Here is a 17,022-nt window from a genome sequence, read left to right as displayed (position 1 = left end):
AGGCACAAGGCGTTACCCGTACGATTTTACCGGGGGTCTTTGCGCATCCACGGCGGGTTTCCGGCGTACGGGGCCGAGGGACACACCTCCCGCAGGGGACAGGTGGCGCACTTCGGAGCCCGGGCCGTGCACACCTGCCGGCCGAAGAGGATGAGGCGGAGGGCGAACCTCCCCCACTCCTGTGGCGGTACCAGGGCCATAAGATCCCGCTCGATCTTCTCCGGGTCCGTCTGGGCGCTTAGGCCCAGACGCTGGCTCAGACGGGCCACGTGGGTGTCCACCACGATGCCGGATCCATCCGCCTGGGGGATCCCAGGCCAGCCGGGCCAGCCCTCGATCTCCGCGGCGGAGAAGAGGACGTTCGCGGTCTTCCGCCCCACCCCGGGAAGCTTCACCAGTTCCTCCATCCGGGGCGGCACCTCCCCCTGACACAGGTCCACCAGAGCCCGGCTCGTGGCCTGGATGGTCCGGGCTTTCTGCCGGTAGAACCCCGTAGGCCGGACGAGCCGTTCCACCTCCCGGAGGTCCGCCCGGGCGAGGGCATGCGGCGTGGGGAAACGGGCAAAAAGCTGGGGAGTCACCCGGTTCACCATCTCGTCCGTGCACCGGGCAGAGAGAATGGTGGCGATCAGCAGTTCGAAGGGTGAGCGGTGGTGAAGGGGGATTTGGGGATCCGGGTAGAGGCGCTGGAGAACCTCCCGGATTCTCCGCACGCGCCGGGCCTGCTGCTCAGGGGTCTCCCGGGGCAGGGCGGCTTTGCGTACAGGCATGGCGAGGTCAGGATAGCGCCTGGGGGTCCGGCTGCCAAGGGCCGCGTGCGGGAGCCGAAATCCGCCAAATCGGGCGAAAATCGGTACGGAAGTGGCAAAATCTACGGTAGGGAAGGAATGAGGCGCCTCCCAGCGCGTATTTCTTAACCCGTACCTTCGTTCGATCTCGGTAGGAGGTGATGGGGTGCGATTCGGGCTGGCTCAAATCCGATACCGGTGGGGCGAGAGCCGGTCCTGGGAGGATGGAACGACGGACAACCTCGAGAAAGCGGTGGAGTTCATCCGGAGGGGAGGGCGGGAGGGGGCCAGGGTGGTGTGCTTTTCCGAGTACTTCCTGGGGAATGTGAGGCCCATGCCCATCCCCTGTCCCATCACCGAGCGGTTGAGCCGGGCTGCACGGGAGGCAAACGTGTATGTGATCTGCGGGACCACCCGGGAGCTTTTGCCGAAGCCCAAGGGAGCCCGCAGGCCCCCGAAACCACGACTCTGCTCCTTTGTGATCTCCCCGCAGGGCAAGATCCTGAGCAAGCACTACAAACGGGTGTTCCACCCCTTCGAACGGGGGCAGTTCGATCCGGGACCCAACCGTCCCGCGGTCATTGACGGCATCAAGGTGGGTATCCTGGCCGGGTATGAGCTCCTGGTGCCCGAGGTGGCCCACCGGCTGGTCCGGGCCGGGGCGGAGATGCTGGTGGTACAGATGACCGCCAGCAGTGAGCTCCCGTATCAACTCGAAACCATGCAGTCCGCGGTGCGCACCCGGTGCATGGAGCTCCTTCTGCCCGTACTGGCGGTGGGACAGTACGGAGAGTTCTACGGAGGTGTGCTGTACCAGGGGGGGAGCCTGGCCTACGTCCCGGAGCTGGGGAAAGTCCTGGGAAAGTGGGCTCCCAACGGCGCGCGTCTGGTGACCCGTATGGGCGAGTACGAGAACCTCCTTCCCGTGGACATCAACCCCGAGATCACCCGGGAGGTCCGCAAGAGGTTCAGCTGGACGGAGGCCTGATGCGGACGGATCGCTTGACCCGCCTCCGCCACCGGATGGCGGAGCTGGAGGTCGACTTGGTGGTCCTGCCTCCCGGGGAAGACTTCCACTACCTCACGGGTCGCTCACCCCTCCGGGATGAGCGGGCCTGTTTCCTGATGGTCTCCCTGGACCGGACGCTCTTGCTCGTCCCCTGGCTCCAGGCCGGGGAGCTGGCCCAGCTGGGGGTGCCGATGTTCCCGTACGCGGACGCGGAAGGACCCACCCGGGCTGTGCGGGAGGCCATCCGAGCCATCGGACGGGTGCGAACCCTAGCGGTGGCCGACGACCTCCGGGCAGACCACCTCCTCCTGCTCCAGGAACTCCTGCCGGACGTCCGGTTTACCCTCGCCTCTTCCCTGCTTGCCCCCCTGCGGATGCGCAAGGAACCGGAGGAGGTGGACGCCCTCCGTCGGTCCGCGGCCGCGGCGGATGCGGGGGTACTGGCCGCGATCCGGTCCTGCAGGCCTGGAGTCTCCGAACACGAGGTGGCGGAGGCAGCGGGGGAGGCGATGAGGCGGATGGGTGCGGAGGAGGTACTCTTCACCCTGGTGGCCTCGGGACCGAACTCCGCCTTCCCCCACCACCGCACCTCCGCCCGGTCGCTTCAGGTTGGAGAACCGGTCCTGGTGGATCTGGGTGGCCGGGTGCGAGGGTACTGCTCGGACCTAACCCGCATGGCCTTTCTCGGTTCGCCCCCACCGGCCTATCGGGAGGTGCACGGGATCGTGGAGGAGGCGGTCCGAGCAGCCCTGGAGGTGATCCGGCCGGGAGCCGGGATCGCGGAGGTGGACGGGGCTGCCAGGCGGATCATTGAGAAAGCGGGCTATGGGGAGCGGTTCGTGCACCGTACCGGCCACGGCCTGGGGCTGGCGCCCCACGAACCGCCCTCCGTGACCGGAGCAAACCCCATGGCCCTGGAGGAAGGGATGGTGTTCACCCTGGAGCCCGGGATCTATCTTCCCGGGGCCTTTGGGGTACGGCTCGAGGAGGCCGTGGTGGTACGGGCAGGCGGTCCCGAGGTCCTCAGCCGCCTCCCCCGAGAGGTCTTCGAGCTCGTCGGCTGAAGGAGGGCACCCCAGGACCTGGCCCGCTTTTACTTCGGCTCCTTGGGCCACGGACCCACGATGCCCGGCGCGGCCCACTCCATGGTGGTCAGCTCCTGCACGGTCATGCGTCGGCCTGCAGGTACCCGCAGCTTCCCGTTTCGGTCGTAGATGGGACCGGTGAAGGGGTCAAAGGCAGGCGGGGACTGGGACATCTCCCGAAGCCGCCGGAGCACGAGATCGTACACGGAGACGGTTCCGATCCCTGAAACCCGAACCTTCACCGCTTCCAGCCTGGGTCGGAACACGGGATTCACCGGCATGCCGGGTTGTGCTCCCAGCTCCACCGCGCCCTCTGCCAGCAGCCACCAGTAGTCCACGTTCTGGAGGTTGCGGGGGGTGTACGTGCCGTCGTAGACCTTCCGGAGGAAGTCGATGTAGATCTTCTGCCAGTGCACCAGCTGCCCGCTCACGATGTGCTGGGGTGCGAACCGGTACATCGGGGAGTAGTGGCCGAAGCTGGGTAGCCCTTTCTGGGCCGCCACCTGGACTACAGTGGGCGAGTCCTCCGTGAAAGCGAACACATCCGCGCCTTCCGCGATGAGGGCTTCCGTGGCCTCCTTGGCGGCCGCGGGGTTGAACCACTCGTAGATCCACCGTACGTGCACCGTGGCCCGGGGGTTTGTGGCCCGCACGCCCAGGGCGAAGGCGGAGATGTGCCGCTTCACCTCCGGGATGGGGAAGGCGCCCACATACCCGACCTTCCCGGTGCGGGTCAACGCTCCCGCCATGAGGCCGTTGAGGTAGTACACCTGGTAGAAGTCCGCCATGTAGGTGGCCACGTTGGACGCCCGCTTGAACCCGGAACAGTGCGCGAAGAGGATATCCGGGTGGCGCCTCGCCGCACTCAAGGTGCCGTCCATGTACCCGAAGCTGGTGGTGAAGATCACTTTAGCTCCGGCCCGGACGAGCCGGTCGATGAACGCCTCCACCTGGCCTTCGGGCACCTTCTCCACATAGGTGGTCTCCAGCCACGGGAGGGTCTTCCCCGCGATCCGGCGGCCTACGTCGTGCGCGTGGGTCCACCCGTAATCCCCGATGGGCCCCACGTAGATCCACCCCGCCTTGAGTTTCCGCGGCTGGGCGACGCCGCCCACGGCGAGCCCGGCCACCAGTAAAACCACCAGCGCCCAGGCGAACCTGCGCATGCTCTCCCTCCTTTCCGAATCAGCGTTCCCCCCGCACATAGGGGGCTCCCAGGGCCTCCGGGACCTCTTGCCACCAAGCTCCCCTGCGGGCCGTGGCTACGGTGAGGACCAGGATGGTTCCCAGGTACGGTGCCATCTTCAGCAGCTCCGGAGCGACGAAGCCCTGCAGCCGGAAGCTGAGGTGGAACAGGGCTCCGAAGAGCAGGGAGCCTGCCACGGCCCGGAGGGGATCCCATCCCGAAAAGACCGTGATGGCGATGGCGATCCACCCCATGCCCGCAGTCATCCCCTCGGTCCAGCTAGGCCGGTACGCTACGGAGAGGAACCCACCCGCGATGCCTGCGGTGAGCCCGCCGAACCCTACCGCCAGGTACCGAACCAGGAACACCTGAACCCCCTGGGCGTCCGCGGCGGCCGGCGATTCCCCCACGGACCGGAGGATGATGCCCCACCGGCTGTGGTAGAGGAAGACCCACACGACCCCGCTCAGCACCAACCCCGAGAGGGTGAGCCAGGAGAGCTCCGGGAGAGGAGTTCGGAGCGGTGTCCCCTCCCATCCCCGGCCTAGGAGTCCCGCGATCCCTACCCCTACCATGCCCAGGGCAAGCCCCGAGACGTACTGGTTGCCCCGCAGCCGGACGCACACCACGGCGTGCACCAGGGCTGCTGCCCCTCCCACGAGTGCGGCCACGCCCAGCCCCAGGGCGGGGAATCCGGTGAGCTGGGCTGTGGCGAAGGCAAAGAAGGCGCCGAGGAGCATCATCCCCTCCACCCCAAGGTTCACCACGCCACTACGCTCTGCCACGATCTCGCCCAGGGCGGCCCACAAAAGCGGGGTGCCGAAGGCGAGGGCCCGCAGGAAGGTCACGAGGAGGACGTCCATGCCTCTCCCCCAGCTCCAGACACCCGCCGGATCCGCATCTGCAGCAGCGGCGTGCTCCCGACGAGGAAAAGGAGGAGGAGTCCGTTGAAGACGTCCGTGACCCGGAAGGGCATCTGGAGAGCCACCTGCATCACGTCCCCGCTCGTGAAGACCAGACCCAGCAGGAACGCGCTCGGGATGGCCCCGAGCGGGTTCCCACGGGCCAACCACGCCACCAGGATCCCTGCATACCCGTAGCCCATGGAGATCTGTCCTGGGCTCAGCAGCCGGTGGTGGATCCCTGCCACCTCTCCCACCCCCGCGAGTCCTGCGGCGCCGCCGGAGAGCAGGGCGACGGCCAAGACGGTGCGGGTCGCGGGAATCCCCGCGTACCGGGCCGCTTCCGGGTTCTCACCCTGGACCCGGATCTCGAACCCCAGGACCGTCCTGGATAGCAGCACGCTGCCGAAGATCGCCCACCCCAGACCGAGGGCCAGGGTGGGCCAATGCATCCGTGTGGTGCCCAAAAGGGGGAGCCAAGCGGCCTCCGGGAAGAGGTCCGTGTACGCGAAGCCCATCATGCTCGACCCCTTCCACGGGCCGTGCACCAGCCACTCCACTCCGTAGGCGGCCACGTAGTTCAGCAGGAGCGTGGTGAGCACCTCGTGGGCACCCCATCGCAACCGCAGGAGTGCGGGTACCGCAGCCCACAGGGCCCCGAGGGCAAACCCGGCCACGAACATCCCCGGGATCAGGAGGGCGGGAGGAAGGGGAGAGAACAGGGCAACCCCCGTAGCCGCCACGGCCCCGCTCAATATCTGCCCCTCCGCGCCGATGTTCCAGAACTGAGCCCGAAAGGCCAATACGAGCCCTGAGCCCACCAGCAGGAGGGGAATCGCCCGCCGGACCACCTCTGGGAGAGCCCGGGGATCCAGGAACGTCCCCTCCGCCATGGTCCGGTAGGCCACAAGGGGCGCTACCCCATAGGCCCAGAATACCCCGCCCGCGGCAACGAGGGCCCCGGCGATGGCGAGGAGCGAGACGATGGTGCTCCAGCCCCAGGAGGGAGAAGGATTTGGCGTCACGAGGAAGGGGCCGATGCGCCTCATACCCCGTGTCCCATCATCCACAGCCCCAGTCGCTCCGGGTCCGCCTCTTCCGCGGACAGGACCCCGACCACCCGCCCCCGGAACATCACCCCGACGCGGTCGGAGAGTTCCAGGATCTCCTCGAGGTCCTCGGATACGAGGAACACCCCGGCCCCGGCATCCCGCCGCTCCAGAAGGATGCGCCGCACCTGTCGGGTGGCGGCCACGTCTAGGCCGCTCGTGGGGTGGGAGGCCACGATGAGCCGGGGCTCTCCCGTGAGCTCCCGGGCCAGGATGAGCCTCTGGAGATTGCCTCCGGAGAGGAGTCGGGCGGGCGTGGAGGGGTCCGGGGCGTCGATGGCGTAGGCGGCCATGAGGCGGCGGGCAAAGGCTTCCACCGCGCGCCGGTCCAGAAACGGCCCCCGGACGAAAGGCGGCTGTCTGTACCGCTTTAGCACCAGGTTCTCCGCCACGGAGAGGCTGCCCACCACTCCCCGGCGCAACCGGTCCTCCGGTACGTGTGCCACCCCGGCCTCGTGGAGCCTCCGCGGATCCGGGTGAACCACTTCTTGACCCAGCACCTGCACCCTCCCGCGCATCCTTCTCCGCAGCCCCGTGCACACCTCCACGCACTCCCGCTGCCCGTTCCCCGCGACCCCGGCGAGTCCGAACACCTCGCCTGAGTGCACCTCCAGGGAAACTCCCCGCAAGGCAGGGATGCCTCCATCCCCCGGGGCCCAGACCTCCTCCAGGACTAGAACCTCGGGCCCCGGGGGACGCGGGGTGCGGCGGGAGCTGGACTGCACCTCCTGCCCCACCATCAGCCGAGCCAGCTGCCGCGCGTCCGCCTCGGAGGTGCGGAGCGTCCCGACCACCCGTCCCCGCCGCAGCACCGTCACCCGGTCGCTCGCCTCCATCACCTCTTCTAACCTGTGGGTGATGAGGATCACCGCACACCCTTCCTCCCGCATGCGGCGCAGCACCCGGAACAGGACCCCCGCCTCCTGCGGAGTCAGGGCGGTGGTGGGCTCGTCGAGCACGAGGATCCTCGCACCCCGTAGCAGGACCCGCAGGATCTCCACCCGCTGCTGCTCCCCCGCGGAGAGCTCTGCCACCCGGGCCCGGGGATCCACCGCGAGTCCGTACCGCTCCCCCAGCTGCTGGATGCGGGTCTCCAGCGCCCGCAGGGGCCGGAGGAAAGGGAGGCCCGGCAGCCCCAGGGCGATGTTCTCTGCCACCGTGTGCCGGCGCACCAGCTGCGGATGCTGGGGGACCATGCCGATACCGAGGGCGATGGCGTCCCTGGGCGAGCGGATCCGCACGGGCCGACCCTCCACGAGGATCTCCCCGGCGTCGGGCTGGTAGATTCCGTACAGGATGTTCACCAGGGTTGTCTTCCCCGCCCCGTTCTCACCCAGCAGCGCGTGCACCTCACCCGCGCGCACCTCCAGGGTCACGCGATCATTGGCCACGACCCCGGGGAAAACCTTTACGATGCCGCGCAGGGCGACGAGCGGGACTTCCTCCGCACGGGGACGCGTCGGGAGATCCGTAACCGGGGTGGGGACGGAGAAGCGCACGCCCAGGCCTCCACCACCAGGCTATCGCAACCGGTGGGTCTGCCTCCAGGGACAGGCTGGGAATCGTTCTCAGATAAGTGAACAATATCCCCCGGATGGGTCCGGGGGAGTGCGAGGACCCGAATAAGAGCTGAGCTCTATGCTCACTCCCCCAGGTACGCGCCCTGCGATCGGAGGAGGGCCTGCACCTCCCGCAGGAGTTCTGGCCGACGCACCACCTCCGCGGGAGTGCACCCGATCCGGGCACAGAAGGCGGCCACCACCCCCGCGGCCTGTCCCATGGCCATGGTGGTGGGGATGACGCGGGCAGAGCCCGCGGCCTCTGAGGTGGCGGAGAAGGATCGGGAGGCCACCAGGAGGTTGCGCACTTCCTGGGGGATGAGGGATCGCAGGGGGATGCTGTAGACGATGCGCACGGTGGGGTACGGGTTTGTCCAGCCGGGGACGTAGGGGTGAATGTCGATGGGATAGGAAGCTAAGGCCACCCGATCCTCGAACCGACGGCCCGAGAGGATATCATCCACGGTAAGGGTGTACAGCCCCATGATGTGGCGGGTCTCCCGGATGTAGAGCATCGGGGCCCAACCCGCGAGTTCTGCTTGCTCGAAGCCCGGGACGCGCTCCCGAAGGTGACGCACCACGTGCGGCAGCTCCCGTTGGGCCCGCTCCATGCCGAGCGCGGTCGACTCAGGATTGAGTCCGTTCACGAAGTACACCTGCAGGGCGTTCACGAGCACGCTCCCGTCGTTCTGCAGGGCCAGGTTGAGGCCCAATACCCCCACCTCGGGCTGGGTGGACCGGTAGCGCTGGGCGACCTCCTGATACCCCCACGCGGCCTTCCCGTTCACGCCCCACCGGGCGGGATCTGCCCCCGCGGCCCTGCGCCGGAGGATGTCCGCCACCAGCCGTCTCCAGTCCACCCCCCGTAACCGGAAGATGAGGGTGGCGGGCTGCATCCACGGTTTCCCATCAGGGCCGGGCCGACCCAGCACGTAAGGGACGCCCGCGGCCGCGGCGACGTCCGCGTCATCGGTGGCATCCACTATCTGCTTTGCCCGCACCAGGAGGGTGCGCTGCCAGTCCCGATCCTCGAGCTCCGCGCCTGTGATCCGATCTCCTTCCCGCAGGAGCCGTCGGAGCGGCGCACTCGTCGTCGAGCCTACCAAGGGCTCCCGCCACACAGCCCAGGTGAGCTTGTCGACCGCCTCGTGCAGGTCGAAGCTCAGCCCCAGCTGCCGGTAGTACTCCAGAAAGAGGCCACGGGTGAGGTGGGTGCCTGCGGGGGTGAGGTTCATGTCGAAGGTGGTAAGCCATGCCCAGGTGATGACCCCGCCCAGCTTGGGCAACGCCTCCACCAGGTGCGTCCGACGGCCCGTGCGGGCTGCGGCCACCGCCGCGGCAATCCCTGCGGGGGTTCCCCCGATGACCAGGACGTCCACGGATAGCGTACGGGCGGGGGCAGCCTCCAGCCGGGCGGTGAGGAGCAGCCCCAAGAGGAGAAGCAGCATCCTGCGTCGCCCGGTGGTGCACCCGGTGTTTTCAGTCTTCCGTGCCTTCATGCACTTCCTATAATGGGGTGCGCCGAGCCGGGAGGGAACCATGAGCGCGGAAGGGAAGCGGCGCAGCCCGCGGGCGGAGGACGAGCTCGTCCCCTCCCGCCGCCAGTACCTGGAGCTCAAACGCCAGTACCCGCACGCCATCCTCCTCTATCGGCTGGGCGACTTCTACGAGGCCTTCGACGAGGACGCCCGCATCGTGGCCCGGGATGCCCGGGTGGTGCTCACCTCCCGGAGCTTCGGCCGTAGCGGCCGGGTTCCCATGGCAGGCATACCCCACCACGCCCTCCACCACTACCTGGCGCGCCTGCTGGCTGCGGGCCACACCGTGGCCATCGCGGAACAGCTCAGCCCGCCCGGCCGCGGCCTGATCGAGCGGGCGGTCACCCGGGTGCTCACTCCGGGGACGGTGGCGGAGCCGGCCCTGCTACCGGCCTCCGAGAACCGCTATCTGGCCGCCGTCCTCCCGTTGAACGGGCGATGGGGGCTTTCGTGGGTGGACGTGAGCACCGGGGAGTTCGCCACCATGGAGCTGGAGTCCACGCCGCAGCTGGTGGAGGAGCTCGCGCGCCTTGCGCCCGCGGAGTGCCTGGTGCCGGAGGAACCCCTGGGGATCCCGCTTCCCGGCCGGGTCACCCGTTTGGAACGCTGGTGGTTTGACCCCGAGCGGGCCTGGAATGCCCTGTGCGCCCACTTCGGAGTCCGCTCCCTCGAGCCGTACGGTTGCAGTGCCCTACCGGCCGCCACCGGTGCTGCAGGCGCCATCCTCGCCTACCTGGAGCGCACCAATCCCGCCCTTTTGCCGCTGCTCGTGCGGCTCCGCACCGAAACCCTGCGCCACCGGGTAGGTCTGGACCCCGCCACCCGTCGGAACCTGGAGATCACCCGCAACCTGCGCACGGGGAGCGTGCGGGGGAGTCTGCTGGGCGTGCTGGACCACACCCGCACCGCCCAGGGGGCTCGGTGGTTGCGCCGAATGGTCTCCCAGCCCATCCGGGACCTTGCGGAACTGCATCGGCGGCAGGACGCCATCGTCGCACTGGTGGCGGATCCCATGATGCGGGCCGCTCTCGCCGCGGAGCTGGTGTCGGTGGGAGATCTGGAGCGGCTGGTGGGTCGGGTGGTGCACCGGCAGGCTTCCGGTCGGGAGTTCCTCACCCTCGCCACCGCCCTGCGGGCCATCGGCCGCATTGCCGATCGCCTGCGTGCCGCTCCGGCTCCTGCCCTCCAGGCCCTTGCGGCGGGGGTGGATCCATGTGGGGATGTGGCGGAGCTGGTGGAAGGGGCGGTGGCGGAGGATGTGGAGGGGGTACGGATCCGTCCAGGCTATAGCCCAGAACTCGATGCAGCCCGGGCGGAGGTCCAGCAGACCCGGCAGTGGCTGTTGAGCCTGGAAGCGCGGGAGCGGGAGCGGACGGGGATCAAGTCCCTGAAGGTGGGCTACAACAAGGTGTTCGGGTACTACATCGAGGTGACCCGTCCCAACCTCCACCTAGTTCCTCCCGACTATATCCGCAAACAGACCGTAGCCACGGGGGAGCGCTTCTACACCCTAGCCCTCAAGGAAGCGGAGGCCCGCATCCTCAGTGCGGAGGAGCGCATCGCGGCCCTGGAGCGGGAGGCCCTGGATCGCCTCACCGCCGAGGTGGCGGCCCACGCGCCGCGGCTGCTGGATCTCGCCGCCCGGGTGGCGGAGCTCGATGCCTTCCTTTCCTTGGCGGAGGTGGCGGTGCGGTGGAACTGGACCCGGCCGGTTTTGGATCACCGGGAGGAGCTGTCCATCGTGGGAGGCCGACATCCCGTGGTGGAGGCCCACCTGGCCGGGGAGCCCTTTGTCCCCAACGACTGCCGACTGGGCGGAGACGGCCCCCGCATCCTGCTCGTCACCGGTCCCAATATGGGGGGCAAGTCCACCTACCTGCGGCAGGTGGCCCTCATCGTGCTCCTGGCCCAGATCGGTTCCTTTGTGCCGGCCCGCGCGGCCCGCATCGGTCTTGTTGACCGCATCTTCACCCGGGTGGGTGCCCATGACGACCTCGCGGGTGGAGCCAGTACCTTCTTAGTGGAAATGATGGAGACGGCCCAGATCCTCCACCAGGCCACCCACCAAAGCCTCGTCATCCTGGACGAGGTGGGCCGAGGGACCAGCACGCAGGACGGGCTGGCCATTGCCCGGGCGGTGCTGGAGGACCTCCACGACCGCATCGGTGCCCGTACCCTGTTCGCCACCCATTACCTGGAGCTTACCGCCCTCGCCGAGAAGCTTGAGCACGTAGCCAACGTGCACCTGGCGGCCACGGAGCAGTCCGGGCGCGTGATCTTCCTGTATACGGTGCGACCCGGCCCCACAAGCCGTGCCTACGGGATCCAGGTGGCCCGGCTTGCGGGGATTCCCAAGTGGGTGGCGGACCGCGCGGAAGTCCTGTTGGCCGAGTCGGCCATCCCACAGCCACCGCCCTCCCCACCGAGTCCCCAGCCCCTCGCTGGGAGGAGGGCGGAGCAGCTCCCCCTTGACGGATTCGGCCCGGGCCCGGACCTGGGAGAGCAACTGGTACGGGCCCTGCGGGAGCTGGACCTCAATCGCCTCTCCCCCTGGGAGGCTCTGAGCTGGCTCGTAGAGCAGAAGAGCCGGCTAGAGGGCAGCTCCTGATGCGCGCTCCCATCCGGATCCTGCCCGAACATGTGGTGGCCCGGATCGCCGCGGGCGAGGTTGTGGAGCGGCCCGCCTCCGTGGTGAAGGAGCTGGTGGAGAACGCCCTGGATGCGAATGCCCGCCGCGTGCACGTGGAGGTCTACGATGCGGGGTTCGGCCTCATCCGGGTGAGCGACGACGGGATCGGGATTCCCCCCGAGGAGCTGTGGCTCGCCTGCCAGCGGCACGCCACCAGCAAGCTTCCCGAGGACGATCTTCGCGGCATCCGCACCCTGGGCTTCCGGGGGGAAGCCCTCCCGAGCATCGCCGCGGTGGCGGAGCTGGAGCTGGTGAGCGCGACGGGCACGGACGGTGTAGGATCCCGCATTGTGGTGCGGCACGGCCGGTGCCTGCTGCAGGAGCCCGCGCCCCGACCCCAGGGGACCACCGCCACGGTCCGACACCTCTTCGACAACGTCCCCGTCCGTCGGGCTGCCTTCCGCAATCCCCGGGTGGAGACCGCCCACATCGTCCAGACCGTGCGGCGGATGGCGCTCGCGGCTCCCCACGTGGCCTTTTCCCTCGCGGTGGATCGGCGGCTGGTGCTGCGCACGAGCGGCTCCGGAGACCTGGAAACGACCCTGCTCGAGGTGTACGGGGCGGGCTTGGTCGGCCGGCTGATTCGCCTGGAGCCGGTGGAGGTAGCCCACGCCCGGGTGGAGGGGTTCGTGAGTGCCCCGGAGGTGACGCGGCCCCGCCGGACCGACCTGCACTTCATCACCAACGGCCGATGGGCGCAGCCGAGGGGGCTATGGAATGCGGTGGAGACCGCGTACCGGTGGCTTCTGCCCCGCGGCCGACACCCCATCCTGGCGGTGGCCATCCAGACCGCGCCGGAACTCGTGGACGTGAACCTGCATCCCGCCAAGCTGGAGGTGCGGTTGGTGGAGGAGGCGGCCCTCGCGGCGGCCCTGGCGGAATCGGTCCGGTCTGCGTTGGGCCGTCGGCCAAGAGTCCTCAGCTCCCTGGCACCCGCACCCTCCGGACTGGTGCTTGCGGACCGGGTGGCGGAACCGACGGAGGAGGATGCGCTGGACCGTATCCTCACGCCCCACCTTCCCCCTCTGCGCCTGGTGGACCAGGTACAGGATCGGCTGATCCTGCTGGAGGCCTCGGATGGCCTCTACCTCATCGATCAACATCGGGCCCACGAGCGGATCCTGTACGAGCACCTGAAGCACGTGCACGCATCGACAGGTCCGCCCTCCGTGACACTCCCGGAGCCGCTGGTCATCGAGCTGCGGCCAGGCCAGGTGGAGCGGTTCAGTCGCAGGCTGGGGGAGTTCGAGGCCTTGGGGTTTCAACTGGAGGTGTTTGGTGCCCGGGCGTTCTTGGTGCGAGCGGCGCCGTCGCTTCCCGGCGTGCTGCAGATCGGCGAGCTGGAGGAGGCAGGGCGGGTTCTGGCGGCTCTGGCGGAGGAAGAACCTGAGGAGATCGAAGGATGGCGGGAGCAGCTGCTGGTGGCACTGGCCTGCCGCACCGCGGTGCGCCGGGGCCGGAGGCTGGACCGTGCGGCGATGCGGGAGCTGGTGGAGGCCTTGGGCCGGGCCAGCACGCCGGCCGTCTGTCCGCACGGGGCGCCCGTGATCCTGCGGGTGGAGGAGGAGGTATTGAGCCGGCAGTTCCGGTGGCGGTGAAGGCCCTTATCCGAAGAGCCCGCGGTTCCCGCCACCAGCAGAGCCTTGCCCCGCCGAGCCGGGCAAATCGCTCTCCGGTCATGCCCCCCGTACCAGGCGCAGCATGGTCTCGTGCAGGAGGCCGTTGGAGGCCAGCAGGTCCCGCGTGCACACCGTGTAGGGCGATCCGTCCATCCCCGTGACCGTGCCGCCCGCCTCCTGCACCAGCAGCGCCCCCGCGGCCACGTCCCAGGGGTTCAGATCCGGCTCCCAGAAGGCGTCCAGGCGGCCCGCGGCCACGGACGCGAGCTCCAGGGCCGCGGATCCCAGGAGCCGCAGGTCCTCCGCGGCCCTGGCAAGGGCGGCCATCTGGGGCAGGTTGCGGCCAGTCGCGCCGATGTCCGGAGGGGTTCCCGTGGCCACCAGGGCCCGCTCAAGCAGCCCGATCCGGGAGACCCGTAGCGGCTCCCGATGGCTCCCTCGGATGAGCCATGCGCCCTTGGCTCGCTCCGCCACGAAGAGCTCGTCCAGAATGGGGTGATAGACCACCCCGATCTGGACGTCCTCACCCATCGTGAGGGCGATGGAGACCGCGAACCAGGGAAGCCGGTGGACGAAGTTCGTGGTGCCGTCCAGGGGATCCACGTACCAGCACGGCACGCCCGGGGGGGCTGAGCCCCCGGTTTCCTCTGCCACAATCCCGTACTCCGGGAAGGCCTCCCGTAACCGCGAGACGATGCACGCCTCGCTGGCGTAGTCCGCCTCCGTCACGGGGCTCGTGGGCCCTTTATGCCGGACCTCTTCGGGCCGGCTGGGGCGCAGGAAGTGTTCCAGGAGTACGTGCCCGGCCTCCCGGGCCGCGCGCACCGCCACATCCACCGCGGGGGAGAAGGCGATCATATCCCCAGGGGCCGGCTCACGGTCGCGAGCCGCAGGGGGCTTGTAACCCCCTCCTCCGTCAGGTAGGCGGTCACCAGGCGATCCGGGATCTGCTCAAAGAGGAGCGGCGAGAGGTGGAGGGATTCCGGGGGCGTCCACTCCTGCGCGAGGTCCGCGGGCGAGCCCAGGACCGTGGGGAAGCTCTCCCGCCACAGGGGCGGCAGGATCTTGATGGTCTGAGTGGCCACGTAGCACGGGACGTCCTGGGCCTGGGCCACGAGCAGGAGGGGGCGGGTGCCGATGGTGTTCACGAAGAACCCGGAGAGGGAGACGGCCTCCGCGCCCGTGACCACCGCGGAGGCCACGTCCATGTAGTAGGCCATGGCGCCGTCCACGGTGAGGGTGGTGTTGATGCCCTGCTCCGCCAGGGCCTGCGCGAGCCTCCGGCCGTCCAGCAACGGCCGGCTCTCGAACACCACCACGCTCAGCTCGGGGTTGTGCTGCCAGAGCTCCTCGATCACCGCCCGCACCGTCTGGCTGTTGGAGATGGTGAGGATCACGTGGGCGTCCGCCAGGACCTCCGCGGCGAAGTGGGCGATCCGAGCCCGGGAGGTGGCGATGTGGGCGCGGTACCCCCGCAGCCAGTCCTGGATCTCCTCCCGGATCTGCGGGAGAGGGACCCCCTCCCGGGCCATCTCCTCCGCGAAGCGCACCACGCGGTGGTGGAGGTTCATGAGGGGAGCCGAGGTGGGTTTGCGCTGGAGGAGCTCCTGGATGGCACCGTCCAAGGCGGCCACGAAGGCTCGGGGATCCGCTTCCCCGCAGGCGGCTATCCACGCTTCCAGGGCCTCCGCCGCGGCAAGGGCGATCTCCGAGGCGGTGACCCGCACCATGCCCTCCAGGTCCCGCAGCCGCTCCTCCCACTCCACACCTCTAGTATCCGATGGGGATCCGGGGAATTCCTGCGGGCTTCTCCCGCCACCCCGGTCTTCCGGGTGCCGGAAGACACGGACGGGCAGGCAGGAATTCTCGGATGGGTTGCCCAACTAGCCTGGTATGCGGCAGCTGGAGCGGGTGCAGGTACGTCCCGCGACCCTCCGTGACCTTCCCCACCTCGTGGAGGCGTGGGGGGAGCTGGCGCGCTACCACGAGCAGTTCGACCCCGGCTTCGCCCTCAGCCGGGGGTGGCGGCAGTCCTACGCGGCGTACGTGGCCTCCCTGCTGGATCGGGAGGACGTGTGCGTGGTGGTGGCCTGGGTTCCGGGGGAACTCGCGGGGATGGCGGTGGGCCGGACGATGCTGGCTCCCTCCTTCTTCCGGTACCGCCGGCGGGGCTATATCCAGGACGTGTACACCCGGGAGCCCTACCGACGTCAGGGGGTCGCCCGTCGTATGGTGGAGCGGCTGGAGGCTTGGCTGCGCGCACAAGGGATCCGGCGCGTGGAGCTCACCGTAGCCCCCCAGAACCCCGCGGCCCTCGCCTTCTGGGAGGGGATGGGCTACCGTCCCTACCTCCAGGTCTTCAGCAAAACGCTCTAGCGCTCCTCCAGCGGAACGTAGACGAGGTCCATGGGCCCCGTGTACTCCGACAGCGGGCGATACAGCCGGTTGTCCGCCTGCTGCTCGAGCACGTGCGCGGTCCAGCCCGCCACCCGGCTCGCCGCGAAGGCGCACGTCATGAGGTCCGGCGGGATGCCGAGGTTATAGAGCAGGGAGGCGGAGTAGAAGTCCACGTTGGGATAGATCTCCCGGTCTCCCCGGAGCTGGGCCACCAGGGCGTCCACGCGTTCGGACAGCTCGTACCACAGGAGGCCACCGGTCTCCTCCCCCACCCGACGGGAGAGCTCCCGCAGCACCCGGGCCCGGGGATCCTCCGTCCGGTACACCCGGTGTCCGAATCCGGGCACCCGCCTGTGCTCCGCGAACAGCCGCCGGACGTACGGCTCCACGTTTTCCAGGGAGCCGATCTCCAACAGCATCTCCATGGTCCACTGGGCTGCCCCCCCGTGGAGCGGCCCTTTGAGGGCGCCGATGGCCCCGCAGACCGCGGAGACCATATCGGAGAGGGTGCTGGCGATGACCCGGGCGGTGAAGGTGGAGGCGTTGTAGCCGTGGTCCGCGAGCAGCACGAAGTAGGCGTCCATAGCCCGCTGCGTCAGCGGGGTGGGCCGATTACCCTGCAACATGTACAGGAAGTTGGCGGCGTGCGGGAGATCTGGATCCGGCGGCACGGGCTCCTGGGCTATGCGCAGCCGGTGGAAGGTGGCGATGACGGTGCTGATGAGGGCGGTGAGCCACTTCGCCCGGCGGAGATCCGCCTCCTGGGACGAATCCCTTGGGTTCTCGTCAAAGGCTAGGAGCGGGGAAAGGGCCGTGCGCAGGGCGTCTAGGGGATCCAGGGTCTTCGGAAGCGACCGCAGGAGCTCGCCCACAGGCCCGGGAAGCGGTCGCAGCGCCGCCAGCTCCCTCCGCAGGGCATCGAGTTCCGCCCGGTTCGGCAGCCGGCCGTACCACAGGAGGAAACAGACTTCCTCAAAGGTGGACTTCCGGGCAAGCTCCTGGATGTCGTATCCGCAGTACACAAGCCGACCCGCCCGCCCGTCGATGAAGCTCAGGGCGGTGGTTCCCGCCACCACACCTTCCAGGCCTTTCGCGATCTGGGGCATCGCGTCACTCGTTTCCGGGGATTCTTCCGCTTCGA

14 protein-coding genes are annotated in these 17,022 nt (G+C 69.0%); 5 read left to right on the top strand and 9 right to left on the bottom strand.

Going from position 1 to position 17,022, the window contains the following annotated elements; translation table 11 throughout:
• Positions 1-26: 26 nt before the first annotated feature.
• A complete protein-coding gene (gene nth / locus N0A24_00825) occupies positions 27-770 on the bottom strand; it encodes an endonuclease III (protein ID MCS7171955.1) in 744 nt (247 codons plus the stop codon).
• Between the two features lie 184 nt (positions 771-954).
• On the opposite strand from nth, the gene N0A24_00820 reads away from it, so the two are divergent.
• Positions 955-1,776, top strand: coding sequence for a carbon-nitrogen hydrolase family protein (locus N0A24_00820; protein MCS7171954.1), 822 nt, complete (start codon positions 955-957; stop codon positions 1,774-1,776).
• Positions 1,776-2,861, top strand: coding sequence for a Xaa-Pro peptidase family protein (locus N0A24_00815; GenBank protein ID MCS7171953.1), 1,086 nt, complete (start codon positions 1,776-1,778; stop codon positions 2,859-2,861). Before N0A24_00820 ends, N0A24_00815 begins: the two co-directional genes overlap by 1 nt.
• Before the next feature lie 29 nt (positions 2,862-2,890).
• Here N0A24_00815 and N0A24_00810 read toward each other — a convergent pair whose 3' ends face one another.
• The 5 genes from N0A24_00810 to N0A24_00790 all read right to left on the bottom strand — a co-directional run bounded on the left by N0A24_00810 (position 2,891) and on the right by N0A24_00790 (position 9,086).
• A complete protein-coding gene (locus N0A24_00810; protein MCS7171952.1) occupies positions 2,891-4,048 on the bottom strand; it encodes a BMP family ABC transporter substrate-binding protein in 1,158 nt (385 codons plus the stop codon).
• A gap of 19 nt (positions 4,049-4,067) precedes the next feature.
• Positions 4,068-4,931 (bottom strand): ABC transporter permease, encoded by an 864-nt coding sequence (locus N0A24_00805; GenBank protein ID MCS7171951.1) that lies wholly within the window; start codon positions 4,929-4,931, stop codon positions 4,068-4,070.
• The gene (locus N0A24_00800; GenBank protein ID MCS7171950.1) at positions 4,913-6,019 is read right to left on the bottom strand and encodes an ABC transporter permease; all 1,107 of its coding nucleotides are present in this window, start codon (positions 6,017-6,019) and stop codon (positions 4,913-4,915) included. Before N0A24_00800 ends, N0A24_00805 begins: the two co-directional genes overlap by 19 nt.
• The gene (locus N0A24_00795) at positions 6,016-7,578 is read right to left on the bottom strand and encodes an ABC transporter ATP-binding protein (protein MCS7171949.1); all 1,563 of its coding nucleotides are present in this window, start codon (positions 7,576-7,578) and stop codon (positions 6,016-6,018) included. The genes N0A24_00800 and N0A24_00795 overlap by 4 nt, the downstream gene beginning before the upstream one ends.
• A 143-nt stretch (positions 7,579-7,721) precedes the next feature.
• The gene (locus N0A24_00790; protein MCS7171948.1) at positions 7,722-9,086 is read right to left on the bottom strand and encodes an FAD-dependent oxidoreductase; all 1,365 of its coding nucleotides are present in this window, start codon (positions 9,084-9,086) and stop codon (positions 7,722-7,724) included.
• Positions 9,087-9,177: 91 nt separating this feature from the next.
• Here N0A24_00790 and mutS point away from each other — a divergent pair, with 91 nt between their 5' ends.
• Complete coding sequence (gene mutS / locus N0A24_00785) at positions 9,178-11,784, top strand: DNA mismatch repair protein MutS (protein ID MCS7171947.1); 2,607 nt, start codon at positions 9,178-9,180, stop codon at positions 11,782-11,784.
• Positions 11,784-13,463, top strand: a complete 1,680-nt coding sequence (mutL, locus tag N0A24_00780; GenBank protein ID MCS7171946.1) for a DNA mismatch repair endonuclease MutL — start codon at positions 11,784-11,786, stop codon at positions 13,461-13,463. The genes mutS and mutL overlap by 1 nt, the downstream gene beginning before the upstream one ends.
• A gap of 78 nt (positions 13,464-13,541) precedes the next feature.
• Here mutL and N0A24_00775 read toward each other — a convergent pair whose 3' ends face one another.
• Positions 13,542-14,342 (bottom strand): inositol monophosphatase, encoded by an 801-nt coding sequence (locus N0A24_00775; protein ID MCS7171945.1) that lies wholly within the window; start codon positions 14,340-14,342, stop codon positions 13,542-13,544.
• A complete protein-coding gene (locus N0A24_00770) occupies positions 14,339-15,250 on the bottom strand; it encodes a translation initiation factor eIF-2B (GenBank protein ID MCS7171944.1) in 912 nt (303 codons plus the stop codon). The genes N0A24_00775 and N0A24_00770 overlap by 4 nt, the downstream gene beginning before the upstream one ends.
• A gap of 127 nt (positions 15,251-15,377) precedes the next feature.
• Here N0A24_00770 and N0A24_00765 point away from each other — a divergent pair, with 127 nt between their 5' ends.
• On the top strand, positions 15,378-15,860 hold the full coding sequence (locus N0A24_00765; protein ID MCS7171943.1) for a GNAT family N-acetyltransferase: 483 nt from the start codon (positions 15,378-15,380) through the stop codon (positions 15,858-15,860).
• Here the strand turns inward: N0A24_00765 and N0A24_00760 are convergent.
• On the bottom strand, positions 15,857-16,987 hold the full coding sequence (locus N0A24_00760; protein ID MCS7171942.1) for a citrate synthase: 1,131 nt from the start codon (positions 16,985-16,987) through the stop codon (positions 15,857-15,859). The two genes, N0A24_00765 and N0A24_00760, sit on opposite strands and share 4 nt — an antisense overlap.
• Between the last annotated feature and the right edge of the window lie 35 nt (positions 16,988-17,022).

This window comes from Armatimonadota bacterium, from assembly GCA_025059775.1.
Classification (GTDB): Bacteria; Sysuimicrobiota; Sysuimicrobiia; order Sysuimicrobiales; family Sysuimicrobiaceae; genus Sysuimicrobium.
This window is presented reverse-complemented; position numbering and strand designations above follow the sequence as displayed.

What these genes read in the sequence shown, in the direction of transcription:
- nth (MCS7171955.1), bottom strand. Translation starts at nt 770, where the DNA reads ATGCCTGTACGCAAAGCCGCCCTGCCCCGGGAGACCCCTGAGCAGCAG.
- N0A24_00815 (MCS7171953.1), top strand. Translation starts at nt 1,776, where the DNA reads ATGCGGACGGATCGCTTGACCCGCCTCCGCCACCGGATGGCGGAGCTG.
- N0A24_00810 (MCS7171952.1), bottom strand. Translation starts at nt 4,048, where the DNA reads ATGCGCAGGTTCGCCTGGGCGCTGGTGGTTTTACTGGTGGCCGGGCTC.
- N0A24_00805 (MCS7171951.1), bottom strand. Translation starts at nt 4,931, where the DNA reads ATGGACGTCCTCCTCGTGACCTTCCTGCGGGCCCTCGCCTTCGGCACC.
- N0A24_00800 (MCS7171950.1), bottom strand. Translation starts at nt 6,019, where the DNA reads ATGAGGCGCATCGGCCCCTTCCTCGTGACGCCAAATCCTTCTCCCTCC.
- N0A24_00790 (MCS7171948.1), bottom strand. Translation starts at nt 9,086, where the DNA reads ATGCTGCTTCTCCTCTTGGGGCTGCTCCTCACCGCCCGGCTGGAGGCT.
- mutS (MCS7171947.1), top strand. Translation starts at nt 9,178, where the DNA reads ATGAGCGCGGAAGGGAAGCGGCGCAGCCCGCGGGCGGAGGACGAGCTC.
- mutL (MCS7171946.1), top strand. Translation starts at nt 11,784, where the DNA reads ATGCGCGCTCCCATCCGGATCCTGCCCGAACATGTGGTGGCCCGGATC.
- N0A24_00775 (MCS7171945.1), bottom strand. Translation starts at nt 14,342, where the DNA reads ATGATCGCCTTCTCCCCCGCGGTGGATGTGGCGGTGCGCGCGGCCCGG.
- N0A24_00765 (MCS7171943.1), top strand. Translation starts at nt 15,378, where the DNA reads ATGCGGCAGCTGGAGCGGGTGCAGGTACGTCCCGCGACCCTCCGTGAC.
- N0A24_00760 (MCS7171942.1), bottom strand. Translation starts at nt 16,987, where the DNA reads ATGCCCCAGATCGCGAAAGGCCTGGAAGGTGTGGTGGCGGGAACCACC.